This window comes from Caulobacter segnis (assembly GCF_029543125.1).
Taxonomy (GTDB): domain Bacteria; phylum Pseudomonadota; class Alphaproteobacteria; order Caulobacterales; family Caulobacteraceae; genus Caulobacter; species Caulobacter segnis_D.
In genome coordinates this window covers 164,304-190,323 of the sequence record NZ_JARQWW010000006.1, presented here as the reverse complement: position 1 = coordinate 190,323, position 26,020 = coordinate 164,304, and the positions used below count along the sequence as shown (strand labels likewise).

Below are 26,020 nucleotides of genomic sequence, written 5' to 3'. Positions count from 1 at the left end.
ATGCTGAAGTGGTGGTTCGCGATTCCCTTGTGGAAGCGCATCCTCGGTTTTCTTGTCTTGGGCGTGGTGGTCGGGCTCGTGTTCCGCGAGCACGCCGTCCATGTGAAGGTGTTGGGCGACATCTTCGTGCGGCTGATCCGCATGGTGGTCGCGCCCTTGGTCTTCACCATCATCGCCGCGGGCGTCGCGTCCCTGGCGGACTCTCGAAAACTCGGCTCGCTGGGGATCAGGACCCTGACCCTGTTCGTCTGCACGGCCGCCGTGGCCGTGGCGGTCGGCATGGGCGTCGGCACGATCTTCGAGCCCGGCTTCGGAGCCAATATCTCAAGCGCCTCGCCGCAGCTCATCGACCCGGGCCGCACCATGGGCGAGCAGCTATTGGGCCTGATCCCGATCAATCCGATCAAGGCCCTGGCCGACGGCGACATGCTGGCGATCATCGTCTTCGCCATCTTCGTCGGGGCGGGCATCCTGGCCGCCGGCCCACGCGCCGCGCCGCTCGCCGCCATGCTGGACGCCGCCTCGGCGGTGATGCTGCACATCGTCAAATTCGTGATGGAGGTGGCGCCGTTCGGTGTCTTCGGCCTCGTCGCCACGGCTATCGGCGCCAACGGCCCGGCGGTCTTCCTGAACATCGGCCTGCTGGCGCTCTGCGTGATCATCGCCTCGGCGGTGCAGAGCCTGATCGTCCACGGTTTGTTGCTGCGCATCGTGGCGCGGCTGCCGGTCATGCCGTTCTATCTCAGCATCCTCGACGCCATCGTCGTGGCCTTTTCCACGGCGTCCAGCTCGGCCACCTTGCCGGTCGCCATGCAGGTCGCCGAGCGGAACCTGAAACTGGGCAAGCCGATCATCTCCACGGTCCTGCCCCTGGGCGCCAGCATCGGCCGCGACGGCACGGCGCTCTATGTGGGCCTGCTGGCCATGTTCTCGGCCCAGGTCCTCGGCGTGCAGCTGGGGCCGGTGCAGTACGTGATGATCCTGATCACCGCGACCCTGGTAGCCCTGGGTACGGCCCCGGTGCCGAGCGCCTCGCTGTTCATGCTGGCGGCGGTGCTGTCGACCCTGGGCATTCCGGACGAGCGCACGGCGCTGATCGTCGGGTTCATCCTGCCGTTCGACAGGCTGCTCGACATGATCCGCACCATCCCCAACGCCACCTGCAATCTGGCGGTGGCGACCACGGTGGCGCGGTTCGAGAAGGAGATCGACGTGGAGGCCTATCGCAAGGCCCCGCACGAATGAAAAGGGCCCCTTTCGGGGCCCTTGACGTCTAGTGCTTGAGGGCGTCCCTGACGCCTTCCTTGATGGAGCCGACGCCCTTCTGGACCTTGCCCTTGGCTTGGTCGCCAAGGCCCTCGGCCTCGAGACGCTCATTGCCGGTCACCTTGCCGGCGGCTTCCTTGACCTTACCCTTGGCGTCGTTGGCGGCGCCCTTCACTTCGTCCTTGTGCATGACGGCATCTCCTTGTGGAAACTCGGAGATTCAAACGATCCCGGGCCGGGGCCGTTCCCCGAAAGTTCAAGCGATGCGCAGGGCCGCGGCGTCGATCATGGTCGTCAGGCGGGCCGCTCCGGTCACGTCGCGCACCTCGATCCGCACCTTGGGCGCAGGCGTCGACCAGTCGATTTCGATCAGCCCGAAGTTCTGTTCCTGCAGCACCCCGCTGCGGCGAAGGGCGTTGGGCGGCGTTACTGGCCAGGTCTCAGTCAGGCCCGACGAGGTGACGTCCCAGATGGGGTAAGGGACGTTCACGTCCAGGCGTGAAATCTCGGCGTAGTGGGTGTCGCCGCTGATGCAGAAGAGCCCCTCGGCCCGCGTCCGGCGGATAGCCTCGAACAGCCGCTGGTGGTCGCGCGCGTAGTTCATCCAGCTTTCCCAGCCGGCGAAGTCGGCCAGCACCTGCAGGCTGGAGCCAAAGATGCGCAGGTCGGCCGGTCGCGCCAGCTCCTCCTCCAGCCACCGCCATTGCGGCTCGCCGATCATGGTGGCGGCCTGGTCGGGATTGCGGGCGTAGGGGCCGGGGACGTGCGAGCCCGCATCGGCCTTCTTCTTCGCCCAACCCTCGTACTCCGCGCCGGCCAGATCCAGCTTCTCGATCGGGGTCCGGTTCCAGCGCAGGTCAGGCAGGATCACCTGCACGCGCCGTCCCGTGGGGCCGAAGATCGCAGCGGTGTAGATGCCGTCGCGGGTGCGGCGGGGGGAGGTCGCCGCTTCACCCCAGAAGTCGCAGAACTGCCGCCGCGACTCGTCCTTCATCGGATACTCGCCGCCAGCGTCGTTCTCGCCGTAGTCGTGATCGTCCCAGATCGCCATCAGCGGCGTGGACGCCTTCAGCTTCTCGAAGCCCGGCTTGGCGGCCAGCGTCGCGTACTTGGCCGCCATCACCGCCGGGTCGCGGGTGTCGGCATAGATGTTGTCGCCCAGGAAGATGAACAGGTCCGGCTTCGCCGCCAGCACCGCGTCCCAGATCGGCTGCTCTTTGTCCTGCTTGGCGCACGAGCCGAAGGCGATACGGGTCAGCAGGCGGCCATCGGTGCGGTCGGCGGCGCGGGCTGGCGCGCTGACGACGGCCGCTGCGGCGGCGCCCAGGCCCAGGGCGGCGCGGCGATTGATTTGGGACATTGGTGCTCCTTCAAAGCAAAAGGCCGGGGAGCGAACTCCCCGGCCTTCGTTCTGATCGCGGTGGATCAGAAGCTCTTCTTGATGGTGATGAAGCCCTGGCGCGGCGGAGCCGGCAGCAGGGTCATGGTCGAGCCGGTCGTGTCGCGGTTCACGAAGCCGCCCGAACCCACCGTCGAGATGTAGTCCTTGTCGAAGAGGTTGGTGACGTTGGCCTGCACTTCCAGGCCTTCCAGGATCGGGCCGCCCGAGAAGCGGTAACCGAACACCAGGTCGGCCACGAGCGCGCCGTCGACCTTCCCGCCGATGTTCTCGTAGGTGTAGTAGCGCTCGTCCGTATAGACGCCCGACAGCTTCGCGTAGAAGCCGCCGTTGTCATAGGACAGCTCGGCCTTCACGCTGTTGCGCGGGGTGTTGACGACGGTCTTGCCCTCGGTGGCCGAGGCGATCGTGCCGTTCGCGTTGATGACGTTGTCCTGATACTTCGAGGAGTTCAGGCTGTAGGCGCCGTACAGGCTCCATTCGTCGGTGATGCGGAATTCGCCGGCGACTTCGATGCCCTTGGTCTCCACCGAACCCACGTTCGACAGCACCGCCGGCAGGCCGAGGATCGGCGAGGCCGTTTGGGCGCTGACCAGGCGGTCGTTGAAGTCCACCATGTAGGCGGCGACCACGCCCTGGAAGCGGTCGTTGCGATAACGCAGGCCGCCTTCGAAGGTCTTGGAGGTTTCCGGGTTCAGGTTCTCGGCGATGTAGTTCACCGCCGCCTGGTTCTGCGAGCCGAACGGACCCGAGGTCGCGGCCGACACGAAGGCGGCCATGTTTTCGGTGTAGCCGCCGAACGCTTCCAGGTCAGGGGTGAACTTATAGACGGCGCCGATCTGCGGCAGGAAGCTGTCCTTGGACTCGATCTTCCCGGCCAGCGGCGAGCCGACGATGGTCGCGACCTCGTTCTCGACCTTCACGGCCTTGAAGCCGAAATTGACCTTCAGGGCGTCGTTCACGGTCCAGACGTCCTGGATGTAGCCCTGGGTGGTCGTGGTCTCGAACTTGTACTGCCACTGGGTGGCGAACGGATTGGACTGGAAGTCCAGGGCGTCGCGCGACGGGGCCGAGATGGTCTCGGCGTAGAAGCGGCGAGCCTGATTGAAGTCGTTCTTCTCGTACCAGGCGCCGCCGCTGATCTCGTGGCCGCCGATGCGCCAGGTCAGGCCGCCGATGAAGCCCTTGCGGTCGATGTCGTATTCGGTGGTGCGGATCGACAGCGGGGCGGCGTTGGAGCCCGGCGTGCCGAAGTCCGGCGACACCAGGTACGGCGTGTACCACAGGCCTTGACCTTCGTTGGTGTGGCCGTAGCCCTGCAGATGCAGGTCGAGGCTTTCGCCCAGCGGGGTGTCGTAGCTGACGCTGTAGAGGTTGTCGTCACGGATGCCGGCGCCGGCGTAGTAGGCGTCGTCGATGGCGCCGAACGGCGCGGGCAGCGGGCGGCCGGTGTTGTAGGCGGTGGCCGCCGCGATCGCGAGGCCCCAGTTCGGGACGGTGTTGTCCCAGTCGCGGCCCAGGCGGCGGATCATGTCGTAGGACATGTCCTGGTAGTCCTGCTCACGGCGCTCAGAACGGGTGTAGAAGGCGCTCAGCTCGCCCTGGCCGATCGGCAGCACGGCCTTGATGTCATACTGGCGCTGCTTCTGCTCGGAGCCGCCCTTCCACTTGTCGGTCTTCTGGTCGACTACGGAGGCGTAGGCGCGCAGACCGCCCAGCGCGTCGATGGCGCCGCTTTCCAGGCGCAGGAACACGCGGTGCATGTTCTCGGAGCCGTAGGTGCCGTTGGCCTGAGCGCCGAAGGTCTCCGACGGATCGCGCGAGAAGAACTGCAGCGTGCCGCCAAGGTTCGAGGTCGAGGCCGTCGCCAGCGAGCCGGCGCCCTGGGCCAGTTCGACCCGGCCGACGTTCTCGTTGGTGATGGCGCGGCTGATATGCAGGCCGTTGTGGTTGCCGTAGCTCATGTCGCCCAGCGGCACGCCATCCAGGGTGAAGCCCAGCTGATTCTGGTTGAAACCGCGGATCGAGATGCCGGTCGACCACTCATAGGCGCCGAAGGCGTCAGCCGACTGCACGTTCACGCCGGGCAGCTTCTCCAGCACCTTCAGCGGGCTGGTGCCGGCGGCTTCCAGGGCCATTTCCTCTTGCTTGACGGTCTGGACCTGGCGGGACTGGCCCTGGCCCAGAACGACGACGGCGTCGACCTCACCCGCCGCGTCGGCGGCTTCGGCGGCATAGGCGCCGACGGCGGTGAAGCTCAGCAGGGCGCCGACGGCGGCGCTGGCGATCAGATGGTTCTTCATGGAATCCCCGATTTTCAGGACGGCGCAGGGAGGCGCGTCCATCGAGGGGTTGAGCTATCAATGGTCCATGACGCTGCGGCTTAGCTTTTGCGACACATAGGTTGCGTTGAAGAGACGGTTCGCGGATGTGGCCAAAGCGCCGCATCCGTTGCGCTCGCGGCTCCGCACGGCTATCTGAGCGCAACTCCGAAAATCATTCTGAAAGCGAGCGCGGCGCCCTCATGGCCCAGCAGTACATTTTCCAGATGCAGGGCCTGACCAAGGCCTACCCCGGCGGCAAGAAGGTGTTCGAGAACATCTGGCTGTCGTTCTACTCCGACGCCAAGATCGGCGTCGTCGGCGTCAACGGCTCGGGTAAGTCCACCCTGCTGAAGGTGATGGCCGGCCTGGACAAGGAATTCCAGGGCGAAGCCAAGGCCGCCGACGGGGTCAAGCGCGGCTACCTGCCTCAAGAACCGGTGCTGGACCCGACCAAGGACGTCTGGGGCAACGTCATCGCGGACTGCGAGGACAAGCACGTCTTCGACAAGTACAACGAGCTGGCCGCCAAGCTCGGCGAGGAATACTCCGACGAGCTCATGGAGGAGATGACCAAGCTCCAGGAGATCATCGACGCCAAGGATCTGTGGGACATCGATTCCAAGATCGAGATGGCCATCGACGCCCTGCGCTGCCCGCCGAACGACGCCAACATCGAAAGCCTGTCGGGCGGTGAAAAGCGCCGCATCGCGCTCGCCCGCCTGCTGCTGTCGAAGCCCGACATGCTGCTGCTCGACGAACCGACCAACCACCTGGACGCCGAGTCCGTGGCCTGGCTGCAGCATCACCTGGAAGAGTTCCCGGGCTGCGTCATCCTCGTGACCCACGACCGCTACTTCCTCGACCAGGTCACCAAGTGGACGCTCGAGCTCGATCGCGGCAAGGGCGTGCCCTACGAGGGCAACTACTCCGGCTGGCTGGAGCAGAAGCAGAAGCGCGTCGTCCAGGAGCAGTCGGAATCGGAAGCCCGCCAGCGCGCGCTCACCCGCGAACTGGAATGGGTCCGCTCCTCGCCCAAGGCCCGTCAGTCCAAGTCGAAAGCCCGTCTGGCGTCGTACGAGGAAATGGTCGCCGCGCAGGAGAACGCCCGCGCCGCCCAGACACAGGCCCACATCCAGATCCCGCCTGGCCCGCGCCTCGGCAACGTGGTGCTGGAAGTCAGCGGCCTGGAGAAGGAGTACGGCGACAAGGTCCTGTTCAAGGACCTGAACTTCAAGCTGCCGCCCAACGGCATCGTCGGCGTCATCGGCCCGAACGGCGCCGGCAAGTCGACCCTGTTCAAGCTGATCACGGGCCGCGAAACGCCCGACGCCGGCACGGTGAAGGTCGGCGAGACCGTGAAGCTGTCCTATGTCGACCAGTCGCGCGACGCCCTCGACCCCAACAAGACCATCTGGGAAGAGGTGTCCGGCGGCACCGACATCATGGTCGTCGGCAAGCGCGAGATTAACTCCCGCGCCTATGTCGGCAGCTTCAACTTCAAGGGCGCCGACCAGCAGAAGAAGGTCGGCCTGCTGTCGGGCGGTGAGCGCAACCGCGTCCACCTGGCCAAGACCCTGGCCACCGGCGGCAACCTGATCCTGCTCGATGAGCCGACCAACGACCTAGACATCGAAACCCTGCAGGCTCTGGAAGAGGCGCTCGAAGAGTTCGCCGGCTGCGCCGTGGTCATCAGCCACGATCGCTGGTTCCTCGACCGTCTGGCCACCCACATCCTCGCCTTCGAAGGCGACAGCCATGTGGAGTGGTTCGAAGGCAACTTCGAAATGTACGAGGAAGACAAGAAGCGCCGCCTCGGCGCCGACAGCCTGATCCCCAAGCGGATCAAGTTCCAGAAGTTCGCCCGCTAACAGCGGCGTATCCCTGTCTCAAGAAGGCGGCGGTGATCTCACCGCCGCCTTTTCTTATGGGTCTGATAGGGCTTCATCTTCGGCGGATAGGCGGGCGTTAACCTTCGTTCACCATGGTTGTTCCAGCGGTTGCGGTCGGTGGCGTGACGGGGGTTGTGGTGAGCGACGAAAACCTGGCGGTGTTGTTGTCGGGCAGCCTTGCTGCGGTTTCCGAGCCCGCCCTCATCATCGAAGGCACCACCGGCGCCGACACCTTGGAAGGGACCGCTGCGGGCGAACTGCTGCGCGGCGGCACGGGAAACGACACGCTCAAGGGGGCGGCCGGCGACGATCAGCTGGACGGCGGAGCCGGTAACGACACGCTCGACGGCGGCGCCGGCAACGACTTCGCGGTCTTCTACTCCGCCATCGCCCCGGTGAAGGTCGATCTCGCGGTCACCACGGCTCAAAACACCGGCCAGGGCATGGACACCTTGGTCAATATCGAAGGCTTGGTCGGGTCGCTGTTTGGCGACATCCTGCAGGGCGACGCCAAGGCCAACAGTCTGCATGGGGACGGCGGCGACGATGAGCTGAACGGCCGCGCCGGCAACGACCTGCTGTACGGCGACGCCGGCAATGACACGCTCTACGGCGGCGACGGAAACGACACGCTCGAAGGCGGGACCGGCAACGACATCCTCTATGGCGAGGCTGGCGACGACATCCTGCGCGGCGGCGATGGCGGCGACACCCTGCATGGGGAAGCGGGCAAGGACACGCTCGATGGCGGGGCCGGCAACGACAGCCTGTTCGGCGGGGCGGGCGATGACCTGTTCCTCGTTTCTGGGGGCGCTGACCGCTACGAAGGCGGCGAGGGCGTCGACACGATCAGCTTCGCGAGCCTCACCGGGCGGGTGCAGGTGTCCATGGGCGTCTCCAACGCCCAGCAGATCACCGACAGCATCACCGTCACCCTGATCGGGATTGAGAATCTGATCGGCGGTTCTGGAAACGACTCGCTGCGCGGCGATGACGCCGCGAACAAGATCGAGGGCGGCGCCCGCGACGACTTTCTCAGCGGCGGGTTGGGGGCGGACACCCTTGATGGGGGCGAGGGGACCGACACGGTCGATTTCTCGCGCACGGCCAATGCGGTGACGGTCGATCTGTCCAAGACCGGCGCACAGAATACGGGTGAAGGCAGCGACACCCTCAAGTCGATCGAGAACGTCGTCGGCAGCGACTTCGCCGACACCCTGATCGGCTCCAGCGGCGTCAACAGCCTGCAAGGCGGCGCGGGCGACGACATTCTTCAGGGCCTTGGCGGGAATGACATCCTGTCGGGCGGGGCCGGCGTGGACACCGCGCGGTATGCCGGAATCGCGCGGAACTACAGCTGGACGCTTGGCGTCAACGGCTGGACCGTGCGGGACATCAAGACCAGCGACGGGGAAGACAGCCTCATCAGCGTCGAGCGGCTGCAGTTCAACGACCGCACGGTGGTGATCGACGTGGGGCTGAGCAACACTGTCCAACGCGCCTTCGACAATATCCTGCGGGCGGATTCCTGGACGGACGGAAGCGCCGCGCTGACCTTCGCCCGCGATATGTCCGGCAAGCTCGCCGGCGGCTTGTCCACCGACGCGGCCATCGCTGAGCTTGTCGCCAAGGCGCGCGAGACCACCTCGGTGGCCAGCATGAGCTACCAGTTCTTCACCGGAAAAGTTCCCGGGGCTGACGGGCTGGACTATCTGGTCGCCTCGGACGGGCCCAACCCCAACAACCTCAACAGCGCCTACTTCCAGAACTTCGGGCTCGAGAACCGCTACATCAACTTCGCTGTGAACCTTGGCCGGGACGGCGAAGGCAAGGCGGCGTTCCAGACGACCTATGGCGCGCTCAGCCTGTTCGACGCGACGCGGGAAGCCTACCGCACGATCTTCGGCGCGGCGCCGAAGGACGAGAAGATCCACGCCCTGATCGATACGCGCGTGGACTATTTCAAGGCTTATGGCGGCAGCAAGGACGCCGACGCCATCGGCACCAAGGCCGCCATGGTCGGCTGGCTGCTGGCCGAGGCCGTGAAGGCGGACATTGGAGTCATGGCCAAGTCGAACGCCGCCTGGTTGACCGATCTGGCGGACGGCAGCGCCAGCTACGGCGTCAACCTCGTCAGCGTCCTAGACGGCTACGCGAAGCCTGAGTTCATCTACGGCGGCTAGGCCTCCGCCAACGGCATCTCCAGCCGCGTGCGGGGCAGGGCGCCCGGGTGCTCGGCGTGCAGGAAGGCCATCATCTTCTCACGCACCTCGCAGCGCAGGTCGAAGGCCTTGCCCGCGTCGCTGGCGCTGACCAGGCAGCGGATCTGCATCACACGCTCCTGCACGTCGGTGACGGCGAGGTTGACCACCTGGCCGTCCCACAGGGGCGACGCCTTGGCGACGTCCTCCAGCTTGGCGCGCAGCACATCCACCGGGGCGGCGTAGTCCACGTAAAGCATGGCCGTGCCGATCAGGCTGGCGCTTTCCCGCGTCCAGTTCTGGAACGGGGTCTGGATGAAGTAGCTGAGCGGCAGGACCATGCGCCGCCAGTCCCACAGCTTCACCACCACATAGGTGCCGGTGATCTCCTCCACCCGGCCCCACTCGCCCTCGACGATCACGGCGTCGTCGATGCGGATCGGCTGGGTCATGGCGATCTGCAGGCCGGCGATCAGGTTGGTCAGCAGCGGCTGCAAGGCCAGGCCGACGATGATGCCCGCCGCGCCCCCGGCGGCCAGCAGGCTGACGCCCCACTGGCGCACGCTGCTGATGGTCATCAGGGCGAGGGCCAGGGTCAGGACGACGATCAGGGTGGCGCAGGCCCGTTGCAGGATACGCACCTGGGTCAGGTGCTTGCGGGCGATCAGGTTGTCCGCTTCGTCGATGCGGAACTGACGCATGTAGAGGCTGGCGGCGATGTCGAGGGCGGTGAGCGCCGCCCATCCCAGGAAGGCGATGAAGGCGATCAGCAGGCTGTGGCCGAGCAGGTCCTTCTGGCCAGGGCTCAGCGGCGCCAGTCCGGCCCCGATGCCCAGGAAGACGATCAGGAACGCCAGGCGGCTCGGCTTGGCCACCCGCGCGACCAGAGAACGCCAGAATTCGTCGCGGCCGCGCACGACCCGGGTCGTCACCGCCGTCGCCATCGTGTGCGCCGTCAGGCCGGCGACGGCCGCGAGGCTCAGGACGATCAGGCTGACGGCCCACGGCGGGGCCCAGGCCAGGGTGCGCAAGGACGCGTCGACGAACTCCATCATGGAGGTCCTCCGGTGTGCTGCTGATTTTGGATGTCCCCAACCTAACGCCCGAGGCGCTCAGGTCGACCCCAAACCGACGTACCCGCGCTTGACGGAATGGTGACGGCGCGGGCCTAGTGCCGGCTCGTTCTTGTCTGGGGAGTCGCCGCGTGGCGCTGAAATTCCTGAAGGCCTCCGCCCTGTGCGGCGGCGCGCTGGTGCTGTCCGCCTGCGTCTCGATCACCACCGCCAAAGCGCCGCTTCCGCCCTCCGATCCGCTGCCGCCGCTTCCGCCGCCGCCCGCCCCGGCCTTCGAGCCCTCCGCCGAGGCGGTGAAGGCGCACATGACGTTCCTGGCCAGCGACCTGCTGGAAGGCCGCGAGGCCGGCACGCGCGGCTATGACATCGCCGCCTCCTACGTGGCGGGACGCTTCGAGGAACTGGGCCTGAAGCCGGCCGGCGACTATGCCTCCTATCTGCAGAAGACGCCGCTGGTGTCCTACGCCTCCGCGACCAAGGGCAAGCTGGCCCTGCGGAGCGGCGGGCCCAAGGCCAAGCCCGTCGCCCTGGTCTTCGGGACCGACTACCTGCCCGGCGCACAGCCGAACGCCGCCAAGGTGTCCGTCAACGCGCCCATGGTCTTCGCCGGCTACGGCATCGTCGCGCCGGAGCGCGGCCGCGACGACTACGCCGGTCTCGATGTCCAGGGGAAGGTGGTCGTCGTCCTGACCGGCGCCCCCAGCAGCTTCCAGACCGAGGAGCGCGCCCACTACGCCGGCGGCAAGACAAAGCGGATCGAGGCCGCCAAGCGCGGGGCGCTGGGCGTCATCACCCTGCAGACGCCCATGCGCGAAAAGGTCCGTCCCTTCGCCCGAGGGCTCAATACCTGGCAGGGCAGCTCCATGAGCTGGCGCGACAAGTCGGGGGCGGTGTTCTTCCCCGGCGCCTCGGCCCCGCCCATCGCCACCCTCAGCCTGGACGGCGCCAAGAAGCTGCTGCTCGGCGCGCCCTATGGCTATGAGGACATCATGCGCATGGCCGCCGATCCGGAAGGCCGCACGCCCACCTTCGCCCTGCCGAAGCAGGTCGTGGCGACCGTCGATTCCAAGATCGAGAACGTGCAGAGCGCCAACGTCGCCGGCGTGATCGAGGGAACCGACCCGAGCCTGCGCGACCAGGTGATCGTCCTGTCCGCCCACCTCGACCACGAGGGGATCGGCGAGAAGCCCGACAAGAACGGCGACAAGATCTACAACGGCGCCATGGACAACGCGTCCGGCATCGCCACTATGCTGGAGGTCGCCCGCGGCTTCATGGAAAGCCCGGAGGCGCCGCGCCGTTCGGTGCTCTTCCTCGCCGTCACCGCCGAGGAGAAGGGCCTGGTCGGCGCCGACTACTTCGCCAACAACCCCACCGTGCCCAAGGGCTCGGTGGCGGCGAACGTCAACCTCGACATGCCGATCCTGACCTACCCGTTCCAGGATGTGGTGGCCTTCGGCGCCGAGCGTTCGAACCTCGGCCCGGCGGTCCGCCGCGCGGCGGAAGGCATGGGCGTGAAGCTGTCGGCCGACCCGCTGCCGGAAGAGGGCCTGTTCACCCGCAGTGACCACTACCGCTTCGTGGAGCAGGGCGTGCCGTCGGTGTTCCTGATGACCGGTTTCGAAGGCCCGGGCCGCGAGGCTTTCACCAAGTTCCTGACCGAGCGCTACCACAAGCAGAACGATGACCTGGACCAGGGCATCGACTACGCGGCCGGCGCCAAGTTCGCCAAGCTGAACTACGAGATCGCCCGCGAACTCGCCGACATGGACGAGCGTCCTCAGTGGAACGAGGGCGACTTCTTCGGGAACCTGTTTGGCAAGTAAAACGAGAACCCTCTCCCTTGATGGGAGAGGGCAGGGTGAGGGTGACTTCTGAGTGGAAGGCCGTGTGTGGCGTCAGACGCCGCATCACCCTCATCCCCGGCCCTTCTCCCATCGAGGGAGAAGGGAGGGTGCTAGACCTTAATGTCCAGCAGCGCGCCCATCATCTTGTCGGCGGTCTTCACCACGGCGGCGTTGGCGGCCAGTTCGGTTTCGGCCTTGATCTGCTCGACGGTTTCTTCGGCCAGATCCACGTCCTCGCCATCGGGCGACGACCAGCGCACGACTCGCTGAGCGCTCGAATCGAGGCGCTTGAAAGCGTTCTGCATGCCTGAGGCGGCGACGGTATAAACGTCCATGATCTTCGGCTCCTGACGCACCGAATCTCACATCGCGGTTAAGGCATCGCGTAAAAGTCCGGTTAACGCGGGCGATTTGAGCTGTGGAAGATCCAGCGGCGGCGTCTCGCCCCATTGACCGCTGGTCGGGCTTTCGGGACTGTGCGCCGTCGTTTCAGAGGACGAGTGCGTGCTGACCACCAACCAGCTTCTCAAGATCGGGATGTTCGCGCCCGGCGTGCTGGTGGCCGACGTGCTGATCGCCCAGGCGCTCTTCCCGGGCTTCGACTCTGGCGCGCAGTTCATCAGCGAGCTAGGCGGCCCCAAGGCGCCTTATCCGCTGGTCTTCAACATCGGCATGTTGATCGGCGGCGTGGCGGGCATGTTCGCCGGCGGCGGCTTCGCCCACGCGCTGGAGGCGGCGGGCGGCCGTCGGGTGGTCTCGGCCTTCGCCGGCCTGTGGGTGGCGCTGACGGGTCTGGGCGCGGTGTTCGGCGGCCTGTTCCATTGGCCCGATCCCATGCACCGGGCCTGCGGCGTGGGGCTGGCCATTCAGTTCGCCCCGCTGTTCGCCGCCTGGGCCCTGTGGCGGCGGCCGGGCTATGGCCTGCTCACCGCCCTGTCGATCGTCTGGTTTTTCGGCCTGCTGCTGGTGCTGGCCCTGCTGATCGGGGTGTGGAACGTGCGCACCGGCTCCGACGTGGGCCTGTGGCAGCGGGCCCACGCCTTCCTCGGCATCCTGTGGCTGGGGATCGCCGCCTGGGCGTTGCACCGCCGGGCGGCCGCGCCGATCCCCGATTTCGTCGCCGAGCCTATCGCCAGCCGTAGTTGAAGCTGACGCTGATGCGCTCCTGCTTGGCCGCGTTGGCGGGCACCTCGTGGCGCAGCCAGCTTTCCCACATTAGAACCGTGCCCGGCTCCGGCTGGATATAGACGAAGGGCTGGCGATCTTCCGGCGCATCGGCCTCGCGCAGGGGCGCGGCCATCATCATGGCGTGGCGCGGGTCTTCCAGCTTAAGGGCCGAGGCGCCGGGCGGGGTCGAGACATAGATGGTTCCCGACAGCACGCTGTGCGGGTGGATGTGGCTGCTGTGGCCGCCGCCGGGCTTCAGGATGTTGATCCACAGGCTGTCGAGCCGCAGCTTCTTGCCGTCCAGGTCCAGCATCAGGTTGCGGGCGAAGGCGACGGCGTGCTTGTCGAGCTTCTTCTTCAGGTCCTCGAAAACCGTGGCCCGCGTCGGCAGGTCGTCCAGCGAGGCGTAGGAGGTGTAGCCCGGATAGCCCTTCTGCTTGGCCCAGGCGCGGCCCGCGCGGTCCTCGTCCGCGATCATGCGGCAGGCGTCCTCCAGCTCCTCGTTGAAGGCGTCGAAGCCTTTGTCGCTGGCGAGCGAGGCCTCGTAGAGGTGGGTGACGAAGAGCGGGCGCAGGGTCATGGGGGCATGTACCGGCCTTCTCCTCCCCCGTGCAACGGGGGAGGGGGACCGCGAAGCGGTGGAGGGGGCGTGACTGGGCATCTGACCCCCTCGGTGTGAACGAGGTGCTCTCCCACTAGCGGCTCTGCAGCGTTCGCCCCCTCCACCATGCTGCGCATGGTCCCCCTCCCCCGCTTCGCAGGGGAGGAGATGTCTCGACGCACCTAGCTGTCACAACGGCCGAACCGCCCTATATCTGCGCCCGTGACCGACACCACCGCACCACTGACCGGCGCCGCCCTGATCAAGGACGAGGTGAAGCGCCTGCCCGACGGGCCGGGCGTCTATCGCATGATCGGCGAGGACGAAGAGGTCCTCTATGTGGGCAAGGCCAAGAGCCTGAAGAAGCGTGTGGTGCAGTACGCCCAGGGCCGCTTCCACACCAACCGCATCGCCCACATGGTCGACGCAACGCGGTCCATGGAGTTCGTCACCACCCGGACCGAAGCCGACGCCCTGCTGCTCGAGATCAACTTGATCAAGCAGCTGAAGCCGCGCTTCAACGTCCTGCTGCGCGACGACAAGAGCTTTCCCGAGATCGTCATCCGCCGCGACCACGCCGCGCCGCAGCTGCGCAAGCATCGCGGGGCTCACACGATCAAGGGCGACTATTTCGGCCCCTTCGCCAGCGCCTGGGCGGTGAACCGCACCCTGAACACCCTGCAGAAGGCGTTCCTGCTGCGGTCATGTTCGGACAGCGTCTATGACAGCCGCACGCGGCCCTGCATGCTGCACCAGATCCGGCGTTGTTCTGCGCCCTGCACGGATCTGATCTCCAAGGCCGACTACAACCTGCTGGTGGACGAGGCCGAGGCCTTCCTGCGCGGCAAGAGTCGGGCGGTCATGGGCCGCATGTCGGCCGAGATGCAGGCCGCCTCCGATGACCTGGAGTTCGAGCGCGCCGCCCGCCTGCGCGACCGCATCCGCGCCCTGGCCAGCGTCGCCCAGGAAAGCCAGATCAATCCCGAGACGGTGGACGAGGCCGACGTCTTCGCCTTGCACGTGGAGGGCGGCCAGGCCTGTGTGCAGGTGTTCTTCTTCCGCGCCGGCCAGAACTGGGGGAACAAGGCCTACTTCCCTCGCGTCGCCAGCGCGGCGGAGGAGGAGGGCGTCAGCGAGGAGGCCCTGATCCTCGGCGCCTTCATGGGCCAGTTCTACGAGAACCAGCCGATCCCCCGGATGATGCTGACCAGCGTCGATCCCCACGAATGCGCCCTGTTGGCCGAGGCTTTCGCCATCAAGAGCGGCCACAAGGTGGAGATCAGCACCCCAAAGCGCGGCGAAAAGCGCGATCTGGTGCAGCACGCCCTGACCAACGCCTGCGAGGCCCTGGGCCGCAAGATGGCGGAAAGCTCGGCCCAGTCGAAGCTGCTGGCCGGAGTCTGCGAGGCGTTCCAGCTCGACGGCCAGCCGGAGCGGATCGAGGTCTACGACAACAGCCACATCCAGGGCACGAACGCCGTGGGCGGCATGATCGTGGCCGGCCCCGAGGGCTTCCAGAAGAGCCAGTACCGCAAGTTCAACATCAAGGGGACGGAGCTCACCCCCGGCGATGACTACGGCATGATGAAGGAGGTGCTGCGCCGCCGCTTCTCGCGCCTGGTCAAGGAAGAGGAGGAGGGCGAGAACGCCGTCCGCCCCGACCTCGTCCTCATCGACGGCGGCAAGGGTCAGCTCGACGCGGCGCTGGAGGTCATGGCCGACCTGGGCGTCGACGACATCGCCGTGGTCGGCGTGGCCAAGGGGCCGGACCGCGACGCCGGGCTTGAGCGGTTCTTCATCCCGGGCCGCGACCCCTTCATGCTCGAGCCGAAATCGCCGGTGCTCTACTACCTGCAGCGCCTGCGGGACGAGGCGCACCGCTTCGCCATCGGCAGCCACCGCACCCGCCGGTCCATGGACATCAAGAAGAACCCCCTCGACGAGATCGAGGGCGTCGGTCCCGGCCGCAAGAAGGCCCTGCTGCACGCCTTTGGCTCCGCCCGGGGCGTCAGCCGCGCCAGCGTCGAAGACCTGGTGAAGGTCGACGGCGTCAACCAGGCCCTGGCCGAACGCATCCACGGGTTTTTCCGGAAGGGGTGAAGCTTCTCCTCCCCTGCGAAACGGGGAGGGACAGATTCAAACTTTCAACCGCTCATCCCGGCGAAGGCCGGGATCCAGATTCATCTAGAGCGTCAGCAGGGCTTCACCTGGACCCCGGCCTTCGCCGAGGTGAGCGGCTTGTTCTGGGAGTAGGCAGAGCCTCCCCTCCCGCTTCGCTACAGGGGAGGAGATTTCAGCGACGCCGCCACCGCCGCCGGCAACTTTCCCGCCAGCCGTTGCGCCTTACGTCCCGCGCTGTCGCCGCGGCGGAAGCCGATCAGGATGTCGGGCTCGACGCCCATGATCTCGTTGGACCCGTCAGCGCGCAGGCGGGCGCAGTCGGGCAGGGACAGGAAGCCGCCGCTGTTCTTCAGCGGGATCGGCCCGGCCGAAGTCGAGTGGCCGCAACCGGCGCCGAAGGTGGGCGCGCCCAGGATCACGGCTGCGCGCGCGTCCTGCAGTTCGGCGGCCAGTTCTTCGGACGCCGATGCGGAGCCCGCGTCGACGAGGACGATCAGCGGTCCCGACCACAGGCCCGTCTCGTGCTTCATCTTGGCCGGGCTGTAGAGGTCTCCCGCCCAGGGGCGGTTCGCCAGAGCCGGATCGAGCTGATCCATCAGGCCGGTGGAGTAGCCACCCTCGACCAGCCAGGCGCAAGCCGAGGCTTCGCGCTTAAGGAACGGAGCGGAGTCGCAAGGACGCCGCGCTTCGGCCGCCGCCGTCCGCAGGTCGTCGGCCGCCTTCGACAGCAGCGTCTTGTCGCCGCCCTTGGCCTTGCGGGCATAGCCTTCCAGGTCGGCGGCGCGCTCCTCCAGCGCCTGGGCGGTGGTCTCCGCCCGCACCAGACCGACGCGGGCGCCCTTTACGGGCTTGGCGGTGACCATGCGGGCGACGACCTCGGCCCATTCGCGGCCCCCGCCATTGCTGGCGATGTCGATCATCAGCACCTCGGCGCCGGCCGCCTTCAGGTCGCGCAGGCGGCCCCCGAAACGGTCGGTCAGCAGCTGATAGGTCGCGCGGTCAACGGCGTCCCCGCAGGCCTGATCACACGGCTTGTCCAAGGGCAGGTTCAGCTTCGCCGCCGCGGCCTCGCAAACGGTTGGGTCGGCCATGAACAGGCTGATCTTCACCACGCCGATCTTCTTCCCGCCTGACTCGACGATCCCGGCCGGGAAGTCGGCGGCCGCCGGGCCGTCCACCGGCCGCCAGCCCGCAATCCGGGCGGCGACGGGCTGAGCCGGCGTGATCTTCCTCATGTCGCCACAGGGGCGGCCGGAGTCTCCAGCGTGCAGCGCCGTCCGATTGGCGCTCCACTTCACCTCCAGATGGCCGTCGCCCAGGTTCGCCAAGGTGCGTTCGAATTGAACCTTGGCTTCCGCCTCGCTGGTCGCGGCGGTCAGCTGTTGCTCGCCGCGTTCGAACACGGCGTCGAGGTTCGCCTCCCGCTCGCCGGTCAGCCATTCCAGATTGGCGTAGCGGTTGCTGGTCAGGAACGATTTCACCTGCCGCAGGTCTTCGATCCATGGCGCGGCGTCATAGGCCATGGCCGGCGCGGCGAAGGAAATGGCCGCGCCGAAGACGGCGAGGCGAAGCAGCTTGATCATCCAGACCCCCCGGTGTTGCCGCCACCTATTCGCGCAAGCGGGCGATCGGTTACGCGCAAGCTCGAGCATGCAGCGCGATCGCCGTTATGCTTATAGCGAACGGTGATCCGTGGGGCGTGTTAAAGCGGTGTAACCTCTCTCAGGCGGGCTGCCGCTTCGGGGCCGGGGACTTGGGATTCAGCTGCTTATCGATTTCACGCACCATGCCGCCGATCTGGGCGGACAGGCGCTGGCGGGGATCGACCGTATAGAGCGCCTTCAGATAGGCCTCGTCCCAGGCGGTCAGATCCTCGATCGGGGCGTTGGTCCGCCCTTCGCTGTTGAAGATCGACATGATGGTGTCGCGCCCGGTCTGATCCATATGTTGATTGGGTCGGGTCAGGGCGGACATGGCGATGTAACTGCCCAGGGTCTTGATCTTCAGGCCTTCGGCGAGACGCGCGTCCACCACCAGGATCATGCGATCCATGGTGTTGAAGGTCATGGGCCTCATGCGGGAGGGGTTCGAAGTGCTGAACTCGGGCGCTCCGCTGCCCACATCCGCCATCATGGCGCTGGCGGACACGCCTCGGGCCGGCGCCTCGGAGGTGAGGGTTATCAGCCGCACCGCTCTGTCCTGCTCGATGAAACGGTTGACCTTGCTGCGCTGGGTGGAGCCGTACAGGTTGATGCGCTTCTTACGCAGCTTGGTCAGCAGCACCTCCGGTTCGTTGGAGAACAGGACGATGACGTTCACGCGGCAGCCCTCGCCGCCGTACTTCAGCCCCGTCTGCTCCGCCAACTGACGGATGCGGGCTGAGACGTAAGTCGTTTTGTCGACGCCGAGGCCGAGCGTCAGCGGGCATATGGGTCGTACCCAGACGGGGAATTGGCCGCCGGGAACCTTCTCGCTGAAAGTGGTCACCCGTTCGCGCGGGGTCAGCGGCTTGTCGGGCGTGACGGTCACGCCCTCGATTTCGTTGACCGGTTCTTGAGCGGCCGCCGCGCCCGCGAGAGCAAGGCTGAAAGCCAAGGGAAGAGCGAACTTGGACAACCGCATGCGAAGCCTCTTGGGCGCTATGGGCTAATGTTGCCGTGCGAAGCGCAATTCGCGCAACCCCTGGCTGTGATCGCCTCTCGAATTCATCCGGGCTTTCCACAAGGCGCGTCGCCCGTTACGCAGGGCTGGTCATGACTTCTGTACCCGCCCAGACACGCTCCCGAGCCGGCAAGCGCCTGTCCATCATCGCGCCCTGCTACAATGAGCAGGAGGTGCTGGAGCTGTTCTTCGCCCGCATGGACCCTGTGCTGACGGCCATCGGCGTCGAGTACGAGATCATCTGCGTCAACGACGGCAGCCGCGACGCCACCCTGGCGGTCCTGCTGGCCGCCCAGCAGCGCGACGCCCGCATCAAGGTCATCGACCTGTCCCGCAACTTCGGCAAGGAGACGGCCCTGTCCGCCGGGCTCGACGCCGCCACCGGCGACATGGTCGTGCCCATCGACGTGGACCTGCAGGACCCGCCCGAATTGATCGCGGACTTCGTGGCCGAGTGGGAGAAGGGCGCCGACGTCGCCTATGGCGTCCGCGTCGACCGCAGCGCCGACAGCGCCGCCAAGCGGATGAGCGCCCAGGGCTTCTACCGCTTCTTCAACCGCATCTCCGACGTGCCGCTGCCCTACAACGCCGGCGACTTCCGCCTGATGGACCGCCGGGTGGTCGAGGTGCTGAAGCAGTTGCCGGAGCGCAACCGCTTCATGAAGGGCCTGTTCGCCTGGGTCGGCTTCAAGCAGGTGGGCGTGGACTATGTGCGGCCGGAACGGGCGGCGGGGTCCAGCAACTGGCGCTACTGGACGCTGTGGAACTTCGCCCTCGACGGCCTGACCTCGTTCAGCAGCGTGCCGATCCGCATCTGGAGCTATGTGGGCTTCGCGGCGGCGGTTCTGGCCTTCATCTTCGCGGCCACCATCGTTGGTCGCACTCTGCTGTTCGGCGCGGACGTGCCCGGCTATCCGTCGATCGTCGTGATCCTTCTGCTCAGCTTCGGCGTTCAGATGCTCGCGATCGGCACGCTCGGGGAATACGTCGCCCGCATCTATCAGGAAGTGAAGGGGCGTCCGCTCTACATCGTAGCCGGACGATACGGGTTCGACTGATATGGAACGCGCCATCTATGACCACCTTCGTGACCTGGATGGCGAGCATTGGTGGTTTGTGGCGCGGCGGCGGATTCTGGGCCGCCTGATCCAGACTCTGGGCCTGCCCGCCCAGCCCAGGATTCTTGAGATCGGCTGCGGCGCAGGCGGCAACATCCCCCTCCTGAAGCAGTTCGGCGACGTCCAGGCGGTGGAGCCGGACGAGGAAAGCCGCCTGTGCGCGGCGCAGCGGACAGGCGTTCCGGTCCACGGCGGTCTTCTGCCCGACGGCCTGCCTTTCCCGGCCGAGAGCTTCGATCTGGTCTGCGCCTTCGACGTGGTCGAGCATGTGGACGACGACAAGGGGGCGGTGCGGGCCCTGGCGACGCTGGCCAAGCCGGGGGCCTGGGTGCTGACCACGGTGCCCGCCTATCAGTGGCTGTGGAGCCGTCACGATGAGCTGCATCACCACAAGCGGCGTTATGTCCTGCCCGAGTATCGGAGGCTTATCGAAGGCGCGGGGTTGACGATCGAGAGGGCGACCTATTTCAACACGCTCCTCTTCCCCGCCGCGGTCGCACAGCGTCAGGTCAAACGCTGGCGAGGCGACGACAGCCCCGACGACGCCATGCCTTCCAAGCCCCTGAACCGACTGCTGCAGTCCATCTTCGCCCTGGAAGCGCCGTTCGTGGCGCACGCAGGCCTGCCCTTCGGCATGTCGATCGCCGTGGCGGCGCGGAAAGACGACCGCTCGTGAGCTTCCGGAATTTCGTCCGCGACGCCTTCCGCTACGGGCTGGTGGGGGTGGTCAACACGCTCGTCGGCTTCAGCATCATCATCGGCCTGGAGCAGGGCTTCGGGGTGAACCCCTATCTCGCCAACGCCGGCGGCTACGCCGCGGGGGTGATGGTCAGCTTCGTGCTCAAGCGCCGCTATGTGTTCGGCAAGGGCCGCTCGGTGCGCGAGGCGGGCCCGCGTTACCTGGCCTCGGTGCTGTTCAGCTTCGCCCTGAACCAGAGCGTGCTGTTCCTGGCCCACGCGGTGCTGCCGGAAGGCCAGCTGGCGGAGATCGCCGCCCAGCTGTCTGGCATGTGCGTCTACACCGTCGTGCTGTTCCTGCTCAGCCGCTATTGGGTTTTCCCGGCGGCGCGGGTCGCGGCGGTCTGAGCGGTCAGTAGAGCACCCGAAGCTGCTGGATCGCGACGCCGAGCACGCGCGGGTCAGCCGCCGACGCGCGCGCGTCGGGTAGATCGAGCGTCAGGACGACAGGTTGGCCGGCCTGGACATATTCCTGCGGCACACCGATGCGATGCGTCGTGAAGACGCCCGGCTCGACGGTCAGATCAGCGATCTTGCGGCCACCGACGCTGATGGCCACCGCCTGCGGGCGAAGCGGCGCGTCGGAGAAGCCGATAAGGGTCATCTCCAGCATCAGCGACCTTTCGGCCTCCAGGCGAGCGGGGCCGTTGACCGACAGCGTCGCCTTCGGCCCGATCGACCAGATGCCCTTGGCGCCTTGTTCCGCGGCGCTCCAGCCCGTGGTGAGGTTGGCGGGCTTCACGCCCTGGTCCATGCGGATGGCGGCGACGAGCTGACGAGCGGAGGATGAGAGCTCGCCGGGCTTGACGCGTGTCAATCCGTCGATGCCGTCCAGGTCGCGACCGCAGATGGCCCCGCGCTTGAAGCGATAGCAGTCCGTGCGGGCTGCGATCGGCTGAAGCGCTCCGCCCTCGTACTGATCATTGCTGGTCACGACGATGATCCGTCGATCACCCGGCGCGGCGTCCTGGGTGTAGCCGGCCGGCGTGATGTCGCACGCGGCGTCGCGGCTGCGCGCGGTGGCGTAGGTGTTGGTCGTGCCGCCGCCGCGCAGGATCATCAGGTTCATCTGGCTGATCACGTGCTGGTCCTGGCCGTTGGGGCTGCAGAAGTAGGTCGGCGCGAAGATCCAGGGGCGCCCCTTGACCGCCGCGGCGTTGTCGAGGCTCGCCGGATAGAGCTTGCCGGCGGGGGTGTCGAAGGTCTGGCGCACGGCAAGGCGCATCTGGACCGTGTCATAGGCCTGGAGCAGCAGGGCGCTGAGCAGCACCACCGCGGAGACGCGGCGCGGCAGTCGGGCCGCCCAGGCGACGCCCAGTGCGATGAGCAGGTAGCCGACAACCCAGAAGAAGCGGCCGTGCGCGCGGAAGCCGCCGATGATCTCGGCCATTTTTCCGCTCGGCTTGGGGGCGGCATAGACCTGCAGCGTGCCGAAGTAGCCGTTCCAGCCGATCGCCCAGACCGTCAGGGCGGTCATGGCGAGCGCCAACGGCCCCCAGCGGACCAGGGCCTGCCGGGTCGGCAGGTCGGCGCGGATGAAGGCGATGATCAGCGGCGCGACCAGCAGCAGCGCGCCCGCGCCGAGGTATTGGAAGCCTTCGAAGATCTGACCGCCGTTGGCGTCCAGCGATTTGGCGAACCACGACCCGGTCCAGTCCTGGCCCCACAGGTTCGAGGCCTGCGGCCAGAACGGCGCGACCATGTTCATGGAGTAGAAGCCGAGAGAGTCCGCCCCGCCGGTGGGGCCGGCGCCTTCGCGGTAACCCAGGATGAGGGCCGAGATCACGATGCCCGCGGACACCGTGGCGCCGCTGATCAGCACGCGGGGCAGGCTGCGCGGGCCGTTCTGCAGCAGCACGGACAGCAGACCCGCGCCCAGGCAGGCGGCCACGGGCACAAGATGATAGGCGTGAATGCCGGCGGCCAGCACGCCCAGAACCGTGAAGCCGACGGTGTGTCGACGCTCAAGTCCATTGCGGGCCATGCTCACCGACAAGGCCAGCGAGAACAACAGAATCCAATGCCCGCACAGGGCGATGTGCCCGAACTGGCGGATGATCCAGGCGGGGAACATCAGCGCGATCAGGCAGGCGACCAGCACCGGCCACGGCCTGGTGACGCCCAGCGCCCGCATCAGCGCGCCCATGGCGATCGCCTGGAGCGGATAGGAGATCAGCAGGAAAAGGCCGAGCGGATTGAACCACGCTCCCAGTCCCGAAGCCTTCAACAGCACCGACAGCCAGGGGATGCTGTCGGTGAAGACGATGGGCGTCGGTTCCGGCGTCAGGCTGGACACCATGGTGATCGGGAAGCCCCACGGCGCACGGATGAAGGCTTCATAGCCGCCCGTCATGGCGACCATGTCGCTCTTGGGCATGGACCAGAAGGTTGCGCTGGCCAGCGGCAGGTCGAAGCCGAACATGTAGCCGAACAGGAACACGCCGATGACGGCGGCCAGGGCGACCGCGCCCCGGAAACCCGCGTCCTCGCCGGCGAGGTTGATGTCGAGCTTGAGCGCCGCCCGGCTTTTCTTGGTCATGGATGACTTCCCCTGGAGGAGGCCCCCTTAGCAGCGTTTGACGGGATGGTCAGTAACTACTGGATGCGGGGCGCCGCTTTCAGTTGTCATGCGTTACGCGCTAAGGAGTCCGCATGAAGTCCCTGCCCAACATCCTCACCGGCCTTCGCCTGGTCCTCTGCCTGTTCATGTTCGCGGCCCTGACCGCGGCGGCGGGAGGCGTGCCTGGCCTTTCCGATCAGCTGACGCCGGAGATGCAGTTCGCCCTGCTGCGGTGGTCGCTGTACGCCTTCGTCATCGCGGGGGTGACGGACTTCTTCGACGGCTGGCTGGCGCGCAAGCTGAACGCCGAAAGCGTCTGGGGCGCGATCCTGGACCCCATCGCCGACAAGGTGCTGGTCTGCGGCGCGGCCCTGGGCCTGCTGGGCCTGGGCGGTCAGCCGATGATCGTGCTGCCCATCGGCCTGATCCTGTTCCGGGAATTCACGGTCAGCGCCCTGCGCGAAATCTCAGCCGGCAAGGGCGTGAAGCTGCCGGTGACCCTGCTGGCCAAGTGGAAGACCACCCTGCAGATCTCGGCGCTCGCCGCCGAAATGCTGGTCATGGCCTGGCCCGGCTTCAACCTCTCGTCCGAGCCGGAAATCCTCAATCCCGTGACCCTGACCGCGCACAGCCTGCTGTGGCTGGCGACGATCGTCACCATCATCACCGGCGTCCAGTACTGGAACGCCGCGCACAAGGCGCTGATCGCGAAGTAGGTGCGTGCTTCGACTGGTCGCTGACGCTCCCGCTCAGGATGACGAAGGTTTTGCATTGAATTCGTCATCCTGAGCTGTCCGCGCTAGCGGACAAGTCGAAGGACGCAGGGTTACTCCGCCGCCAGCAGGATCTGGACCGTCTCGGGCTCGTCCACGATCTCCGGATCGGTCGGGCCGAACAGCAGCCATTCGCTGTCCAGATCGACTTCGCGATCCGTCTTCATCAGCCGGGCAAGGGCCGCTGCACCCACTGCTCGAAGGACCATCGCCGTCTCCTTCTCAAGTCGATATTGAGAATGACTTGCAAGTCCGGAGTCGGCAAGCGGCTTCTTCTGTGCAGCTTTGCGCTGGATCAAGACATCGGATTGGCCGGCGGCGGCGGATCGCCGGGCAGGGGGATGAACTCGTCGTGGTCCAGATCGGGCAGCTTCATGCGCCCGGCGCGCCAGTCGGCCTTGGCCTGCTCGATGCGGTCCTTGGACGAGGAGACGAAGTTCCACTCGATGAAGCGCGGGCCGATCGGCTCCCCGCCCAGCAGCATGACGGTGGAAGGCTCCAGCGCCAGGAAGGTGATTGTCTCGCCCGGTGCGAACACGGCCATTTGGCCGGCGTGGATGGTCTGGCCGGCGATCTCCACCTGGCCCTTGGCCACGTAGGCCGCGCGCTCGGAATATTCCGCGGGCAGGCCGGCCTTGGTCCCGGCGGCCATCTCCCAGTGGACGTAGAAGGTGGGGGAATAGACCGGCACCTTCGCTTTGGCGCCGAACGCCTCGCCCGCCACCAGCCGCGCCGTCAGGCCGCCGGACTCGTAGAACGGCAGCTCGTCTGGGCCGTTGTGGTGCGAGAAGGCTGGGTCGATCTCCTCCTTGTCGGTCGGCAGCGCCAGCCAGGTCTGGATGCCGTCCATCTTGCCGCCGTCGCGCCGCAGGGTCTCGAAGCGCTCCGAATGGGTGATGCCCGAGCCGGCGGTCATCCAGTTCACTTCGCCCGGGCGAATGTCGATCTCAGACCCGACGCTGTCGCGGTGGGTCATCTCCCCCTCGAACAGGTAGGACAGGGTCGACAGGCCGATGTGCGGGTGCGGCCGCACGTCCACCTCGCGGCCGAAGCCGGGCTCGAAGCTGGCCGGGCCCATGTGGTCGAAGAAGATGAACGGGCCGACCATGCGGCGCGGCGCATAGGGCAGGACGCGTCCGACCTCGAAGCCCCCGAGATCCTTCCGGCGCTGGTCGATGACGAGTTCGATCATGGTGCGGCCCTTCCAAGCTAGGCCGCCATGATATTGGGTTTTTGCGACGTGTCTTGGACGGGGTGCGTCCTTCGAGACGCGAACCGTGGTTCGCTCCTCAGGATGACGAATTCAGCAGCAACCCACGCGCTAGGCGCTTCAACCCCATCCGTCTTCCTCGCCCTTGTGGCGAGGACCCAGAAACGGCTGAAGCTCAGGTTTCGTGAGGTGGAGCCGCTGCGGACTTGCGGCCAATACGGAGTCTCTGGGCCCTAGGCACAAGGCCTAGGGTGGCGGAGCTATGTGCCGCCGAAGGCGGTGAAAGCTCAGAGCTCCGAGAGCTTCATCTCCGGCGAATAGTCCACGCCGTCCACGTCCTTGGTGATCGCCTGGCCGCAGATGACCCGCCCCTGCACAGAGTCGAAGGTCAGGGTCGGACCGCCATGCAGGGTCCAGCCCTCGCTCAGCGCCTTGGTGACCCGGTGGCAGAACGCCGAGTCATCGGGGCCGGTGATGTAGCGGTAGGCCTTCATCGCCTCAGCTGTGCGGGCTGACGTAGGGGCTGACCAGGCCCAGCGGCACGGCGGTGCTGTTCTTCACCGGGCGGATGACGATGCGGCTCTCGATGTTCGAGACCAGGCCCAGGGACAGGATCTTCTCGCGCATGAACTCGTCGAAGGCGTGCATGTCGCGGGTGACGATGCGCAGCTCGTAGTCGGCGGCGCCGGTGACGGTGGCGCATTGCACCACTTCCGGCCACTTCTGGACGGCGGCGTCGAAGGAATCGAGGTTGTCCTTGCTCGGCAGGGACAGCTTGATCGTGCAGTAGACCTCGAAGTTCAGGCCCAGGCGCTCACGGTCCAGGATCGTGACCCGGCGCTGGACGATGCCGGCGTCTTCCAGGCGCTTGATGCGGCGCCAGCAAGGGCTGGACGACAGGCCCACCCGTTCGGCGATCTCTGCAACCGACAGCGCGGCGTCGTGTTGGATCAGGTCTAGAATTTTGGCGTCAACGGCATCGAGCGCTTCGGACAAAATTTACTCCCCCAATTCGGCCCGTTCGGGCGTTCTTCTTGCCTGTAAAGCCCACGTGGCGGGCATGGCTTTGGCA

At 66.7% G+C, this 26,020-nt stretch carries 23 protein-coding genes; 10 read left to right on the top strand and 13 right to left on the bottom strand.

Annotated features, from left to right (window positions below; translation table 11 throughout):
• Positions 1–1,245 carry a dicarboxylate/amino acid:cation symporter gene (locus tag P7B02_RS17975; RefSeq protein ID WP_277787731.1) on the top strand — a complete coding sequence of 415 codons (1,245 nt, stop codon included), beginning with the start codon at positions 1–3 and terminating at the stop codon, positions 1,243–1,245.
• A gap of 28 nt (positions 1,246–1,273) precedes the next feature.
• On the opposite strand, the gene P7B02_RS17970 is transcribed toward P7B02_RS17975, so the two are convergent.
• The 3 genes from P7B02_RS17970 to P7B02_RS17960 form a co-directional block, all read right to left on the bottom strand.
• Positions 1,274–1,456, bottom strand: coding sequence for a CsbD family protein (locus P7B02_RS17970; RefSeq protein WP_277787730.1), 183 nt, complete (start codon positions 1,454–1,456; stop codon positions 1,274–1,276).
• A gap of 66 nt (positions 1,457–1,522) precedes the next feature.
• The gene (locus P7B02_RS17965; protein WP_277787729.1) at positions 1,523–2,626 is read right to left on the bottom strand and encodes an alkaline phosphatase D family protein; all 1,104 of its coding nucleotides are present in this window, start codon (positions 2,624–2,626) and stop codon (positions 1,523–1,525) included.
• Between the two features lie 65 nt (positions 2,627–2,691).
• Positions 2,692–4,968 carry a TonB-dependent receptor gene (locus P7B02_RS17960; protein WP_277787728.1) on the bottom strand — a complete coding sequence of 759 codons (2,277 nt, stop codon included), beginning with the start codon at positions 4,966–4,968 and terminating at the stop codon, positions 2,692–2,694.
• A gap of 221 nt (positions 4,969–5,189) precedes the next feature.
• Between P7B02_RS17960 and ettA the strand changes: the two genes are divergently transcribed.
• Positions 5,190–6,857 carry an energy-dependent translational throttle protein EttA gene (gene ettA, locus P7B02_RS17955; RefSeq protein WP_277787727.1) on the top strand — a complete coding sequence of 556 codons (1,668 nt, stop codon included), beginning with the start codon at positions 5,190–5,192 and terminating at the stop codon, positions 6,855–6,857.
• Positions 6,858–7,015: 158 nt separating this feature from the next.
• Positions 7,016–9,061: a hypothetical protein gene (locus P7B02_RS17950; protein WP_277787726.1), complete on the top strand. Its 2,046-nt coding sequence runs from the start codon at positions 7,016–7,018 to the stop codon at positions 9,059–9,061.
• On the opposite strand, the gene P7B02_RS17945 is transcribed toward P7B02_RS17950, so the two are convergent.
• On the bottom strand, positions 9,058–10,134 hold the full coding sequence (locus P7B02_RS17945; RefSeq protein ID WP_277787725.1) for a mechanosensitive ion channel family protein: 1,077 nt from the start codon (positions 10,132–10,134) through the stop codon (positions 9,058–9,060). The genes P7B02_RS17950 and P7B02_RS17945 overlap by 4 nt on opposite strands.
• Before the next feature lie 149 nt (positions 10,135–10,283).
• On the opposite strand from P7B02_RS17945, the gene P7B02_RS17940 reads away from it, so the two are divergent.
• On the top strand, positions 10,284–11,978 hold the full coding sequence (locus P7B02_RS17940) for a M20/M25/M40 family metallo-hydrolase (protein ID WP_277787724.1): 1,695 nt from the start codon (positions 10,284–10,286) through the stop codon (positions 11,976–11,978).
• Positions 11,979–12,109: 131 nt separating this feature from the next.
• Here the strand turns inward: P7B02_RS17940 and P7B02_RS17935 are convergent, their stop codons facing one another.
• Positions 12,110–12,334 carry a flagellar basal body rod C-terminal domain-containing protein gene (locus P7B02_RS17935; protein WP_277787723.1) on the bottom strand — a complete coding sequence of 75 codons (225 nt, stop codon included), beginning with the start codon at positions 12,332–12,334 and terminating at the stop codon, positions 12,110–12,112.
• A gap of 202 nt (positions 12,335–12,536) precedes the next feature.
• On the opposite strand from P7B02_RS17935, the gene P7B02_RS17930 reads away from it, so the two are divergent.
• The gene (locus tag P7B02_RS17930) at positions 12,537–13,145 is read left to right on the top strand and encodes a DUF998 domain-containing protein (RefSeq protein ID WP_277787770.1); all 609 of its coding nucleotides are present in this window, start codon (positions 12,537–12,539) and stop codon (positions 13,143–13,145) included.
• Here P7B02_RS17930 and P7B02_RS17925 read toward each other — a convergent pair.
• Positions 13,126–13,746 (bottom strand): TIGR02466 family protein, encoded by a 621-nt coding sequence (locus P7B02_RS17925; RefSeq protein WP_277787722.1) that lies wholly within the window; start codon positions 13,744–13,746, stop codon positions 13,126–13,128. The two genes, P7B02_RS17930 and P7B02_RS17925, sit on opposite strands and share 20 nt — an antisense overlap.
• Positions 13,747–13,989: 243 nt before the next feature.
• Here P7B02_RS17925 and uvrC point away from each other — a divergent pair, with 243 nt between their 5' ends.
• Positions 13,990–15,867 (top strand): excinuclease ABC subunit UvrC, encoded by a 1,878-nt coding sequence (gene uvrC, locus P7B02_RS17920; RefSeq protein WP_431355831.1) that lies wholly within the window; start codon positions 13,990–13,992, stop codon positions 15,865–15,867.
• 176 nt (positions 15,868–16,043) lie between these two features.
• On the opposite strand, the gene P7B02_RS17915 is transcribed toward uvrC, so the two are convergent.
• Positions 16,044–17,471 carry a S41 family peptidase gene (locus P7B02_RS17915; protein WP_277787721.1) on the bottom strand — a complete coding sequence of 476 codons (1,428 nt, stop codon included), beginning with the start codon at positions 17,469–17,471 and terminating at the stop codon, positions 16,044–16,046.
• 139 nt (positions 17,472–17,610) lie between these two features.
• Positions 17,611–18,510: a hypothetical protein gene (locus P7B02_RS17910; RefSeq protein ID WP_277787720.1), complete on the bottom strand. Its 900-nt coding sequence runs from the start codon at positions 18,508–18,510 to the stop codon at positions 17,611–17,613.
• 131 nt (positions 18,511–18,641) lie between these two features.
• Between P7B02_RS17910 and P7B02_RS17905 the strand changes: the two genes are divergently transcribed.
• Genes P7B02_RS17905 through P7B02_RS17895 form a run of 3 tightly spaced genes read left to right on the top strand, consistent with a single transcriptional unit; the run spans position 18,642 to position 20,753 of the window.
• Positions 18,642–19,607, top strand: coding sequence for a glycosyltransferase family 2 protein (locus P7B02_RS17905; protein WP_277787719.1), 966 nt, complete (start codon positions 18,642–18,644; stop codon positions 19,605–19,607).
• Position 19,608: 1 nt separating this feature from the next.
• Positions 19,609–20,343 (top strand): class I SAM-dependent methyltransferase, encoded by a 735-nt coding sequence (locus P7B02_RS17900; RefSeq protein WP_277787718.1) that lies wholly within the window; start codon positions 19,609–19,611, stop codon positions 20,341–20,343.
• On the top strand, positions 20,340–20,753 hold the full coding sequence (locus P7B02_RS17895) for a GtrA family protein (RefSeq protein ID WP_277787717.1): 414 nt from the start codon (positions 20,340–20,342) through the stop codon (positions 20,751–20,753). The genes P7B02_RS17900 and P7B02_RS17895 overlap by 4 nt, the downstream gene beginning before the upstream one ends.
• A gap of 4 nt (positions 20,754–20,757) precedes the next feature.
• Here the strand turns inward: P7B02_RS17895 and P7B02_RS17890 are convergent, their stop codons facing one another.
• Positions 20,758–22,944 (bottom strand): DUF6311 domain-containing protein, encoded by a 2,187-nt coding sequence (locus tag P7B02_RS17890; protein ID WP_277787716.1) that lies wholly within the window; start codon positions 22,942–22,944, stop codon positions 20,758–20,760.
• 113 nt (positions 22,945–23,057) lie between these two features.
• Between P7B02_RS17890 and pgsA the strand changes: the two genes are divergently transcribed.
• Positions 23,058–23,681 (top strand): CDP-diacylglycerol--glycerol-3-phosphate 3-phosphatidyltransferase, encoded by a 624-nt coding sequence (gene pgsA, locus P7B02_RS17885; protein ID WP_277787715.1) that lies wholly within the window; start codon positions 23,058–23,060, stop codon positions 23,679–23,681.
• A gap of 110 nt (positions 23,682–23,791) precedes the next feature.
• Here pgsA and P7B02_RS17880 read toward each other — a convergent pair whose 3' ends face one another.
• The 4 genes from P7B02_RS17880 to P7B02_RS17865 all read right to left on the bottom strand — a co-directional run bounded on the left by P7B02_RS17880 (position 23,792) and on the right by P7B02_RS17865 (position 25,944).
• Entirely contained in the window at positions 23,792–23,947 is a 156-nt protein-coding gene (locus P7B02_RS17880) for a hypothetical protein (RefSeq protein WP_277787714.1), read from the bottom strand.
• An 86-nt stretch (positions 23,948–24,033) separates the two neighbouring features.
• On the bottom strand, positions 24,034–24,930 hold the full coding sequence (locus P7B02_RS17875) for a pirin family protein (RefSeq protein ID WP_277787713.1): 897 nt from the start codon (positions 24,928–24,930) through the stop codon (positions 24,034–24,036).
• 305 nt (positions 24,931–25,235) lie between these two features.
• Positions 25,236–25,442 (bottom strand): DUF1737 domain-containing protein, encoded by a 207-nt coding sequence (locus P7B02_RS17870; protein ID WP_277787712.1) that lies wholly within the window; start codon positions 25,440–25,442, stop codon positions 25,236–25,238.
• A gap of 4 nt (positions 25,443–25,446) precedes the next feature.
• Positions 25,447–25,944 (bottom strand): Lrp/AsnC family transcriptional regulator, encoded by a 498-nt coding sequence (locus P7B02_RS17865; RefSeq protein WP_277787711.1) that lies wholly within the window; start codon positions 25,942–25,944, stop codon positions 25,447–25,449.
• Positions 25,945–26,020: the final 76 nt, after the last annotated feature.

Bases quoted from the DNA above. Each gene is read 5' to 3' on its own strand.
- P7B02_RS17975 (WP_277787731.1), top strand. From the start codon at position 1: ATGCTGAAGTGGTGGTTCGCGATTCCCTTGTGGAAGCGCATCCTCGGT.
- P7B02_RS17970 (WP_277787730.1), bottom strand. From the start codon at position 1,456: ATGCACAAGGACGAAGTGAAGGGCGCCGCCAACGACGCCAAGGGTAAG.
- P7B02_RS17965 (WP_277787729.1), bottom strand. From the start codon at position 2,626: ATGTCCCAAATCAATCGCCGCGCCGCCCTGGGCCTGGGCGCCGCCGCA.
- P7B02_RS17960 (WP_277787728.1), bottom strand. From the start codon at position 4,968: ATGAAGAACCATCTGATCGCCAGCGCCGCCGTCGGCGCCCTGCTGAGC.
- ettA (WP_277787727.1), top strand. From the start codon at position 5,190: ATGGCCCAGCAGTACATTTTCCAGATGCAGGGCCTGACCAAGGCCTAC.
- P7B02_RS17945 (WP_277787725.1), bottom strand. From the start codon at position 10,134: ATGATGGAGTTCGTCGACGCGTCCTTGCGCACCCTGGCCTGGGCCCCG.
- P7B02_RS17935 (WP_277787723.1), bottom strand. From the start codon at position 12,334: ATGGACGTTTATACCGTCGCCGCCTCAGGCATGCAGAACGCTTTCAAG.
- P7B02_RS17930 (WP_277787770.1), top strand. From the start codon at position 12,537: ATGTTCGCGCCCGGCGTGCTGGTGGCCGACGTGCTGATCGCCCAGGCG.
- P7B02_RS17925 (WP_277787722.1), bottom strand. From the start codon at position 13,746: ATGACCCTGCGCCCGCTCTTCGTCACCCACCTCTACGAGGCCTCGCTC.
- P7B02_RS17915 (WP_277787721.1), bottom strand. From the start codon at position 17,471: ATGATCAAGCTGCTTCGCCTCGCCGTCTTCGGCGCGGCCATTTCCTTC.
- P7B02_RS17910 (WP_277787720.1), bottom strand. From the start codon at position 18,510: ATGCGGTTGTCCAAGTTCGCTCTTCCCTTGGCTTTCAGCCTTGCTCTC.
- P7B02_RS17905 (WP_277787719.1), top strand. From the start codon at position 18,642: ATGACTTCTGTACCCGCCCAGACACGCTCCCGAGCCGGCAAGCGCCTG.
- P7B02_RS17900 (WP_277787718.1), top strand. From the start codon at position 19,609: ATGGAACGCGCCATCTATGACCACCTTCGTGACCTGGATGGCGAGCAT.
- P7B02_RS17890 (WP_277787716.1), bottom strand. From the start codon at position 22,944: ATGACCAAGAAAAGCCGGGCGGCGCTCAAGCTCGACATCAACCTCGCC.
- pgsA (WP_277787715.1), top strand. From the start codon at position 23,058: ATGAAGTCCCTGCCCAACATCCTCACCGGCCTTCGCCTGGTCCTCTGC.
- P7B02_RS17880 (WP_277787714.1), bottom strand. From the start codon at position 23,947: ATGGTCCTTCGAGCAGTGGGTGCAGCGGCCCTTGCCCGGCTGATGAAG.
- P7B02_RS17875 (WP_277787713.1), bottom strand. From the start codon at position 24,930: ATGATCGAACTCGTCATCGACCAGCGCCGGAAGGATCTCGGGGGCTTC.
- P7B02_RS17870 (WP_277787712.1), bottom strand. From the start codon at position 25,442: ATGAAGGCCTACCGCTACATCACCGGCCCCGATGACTCGGCGTTCTGC.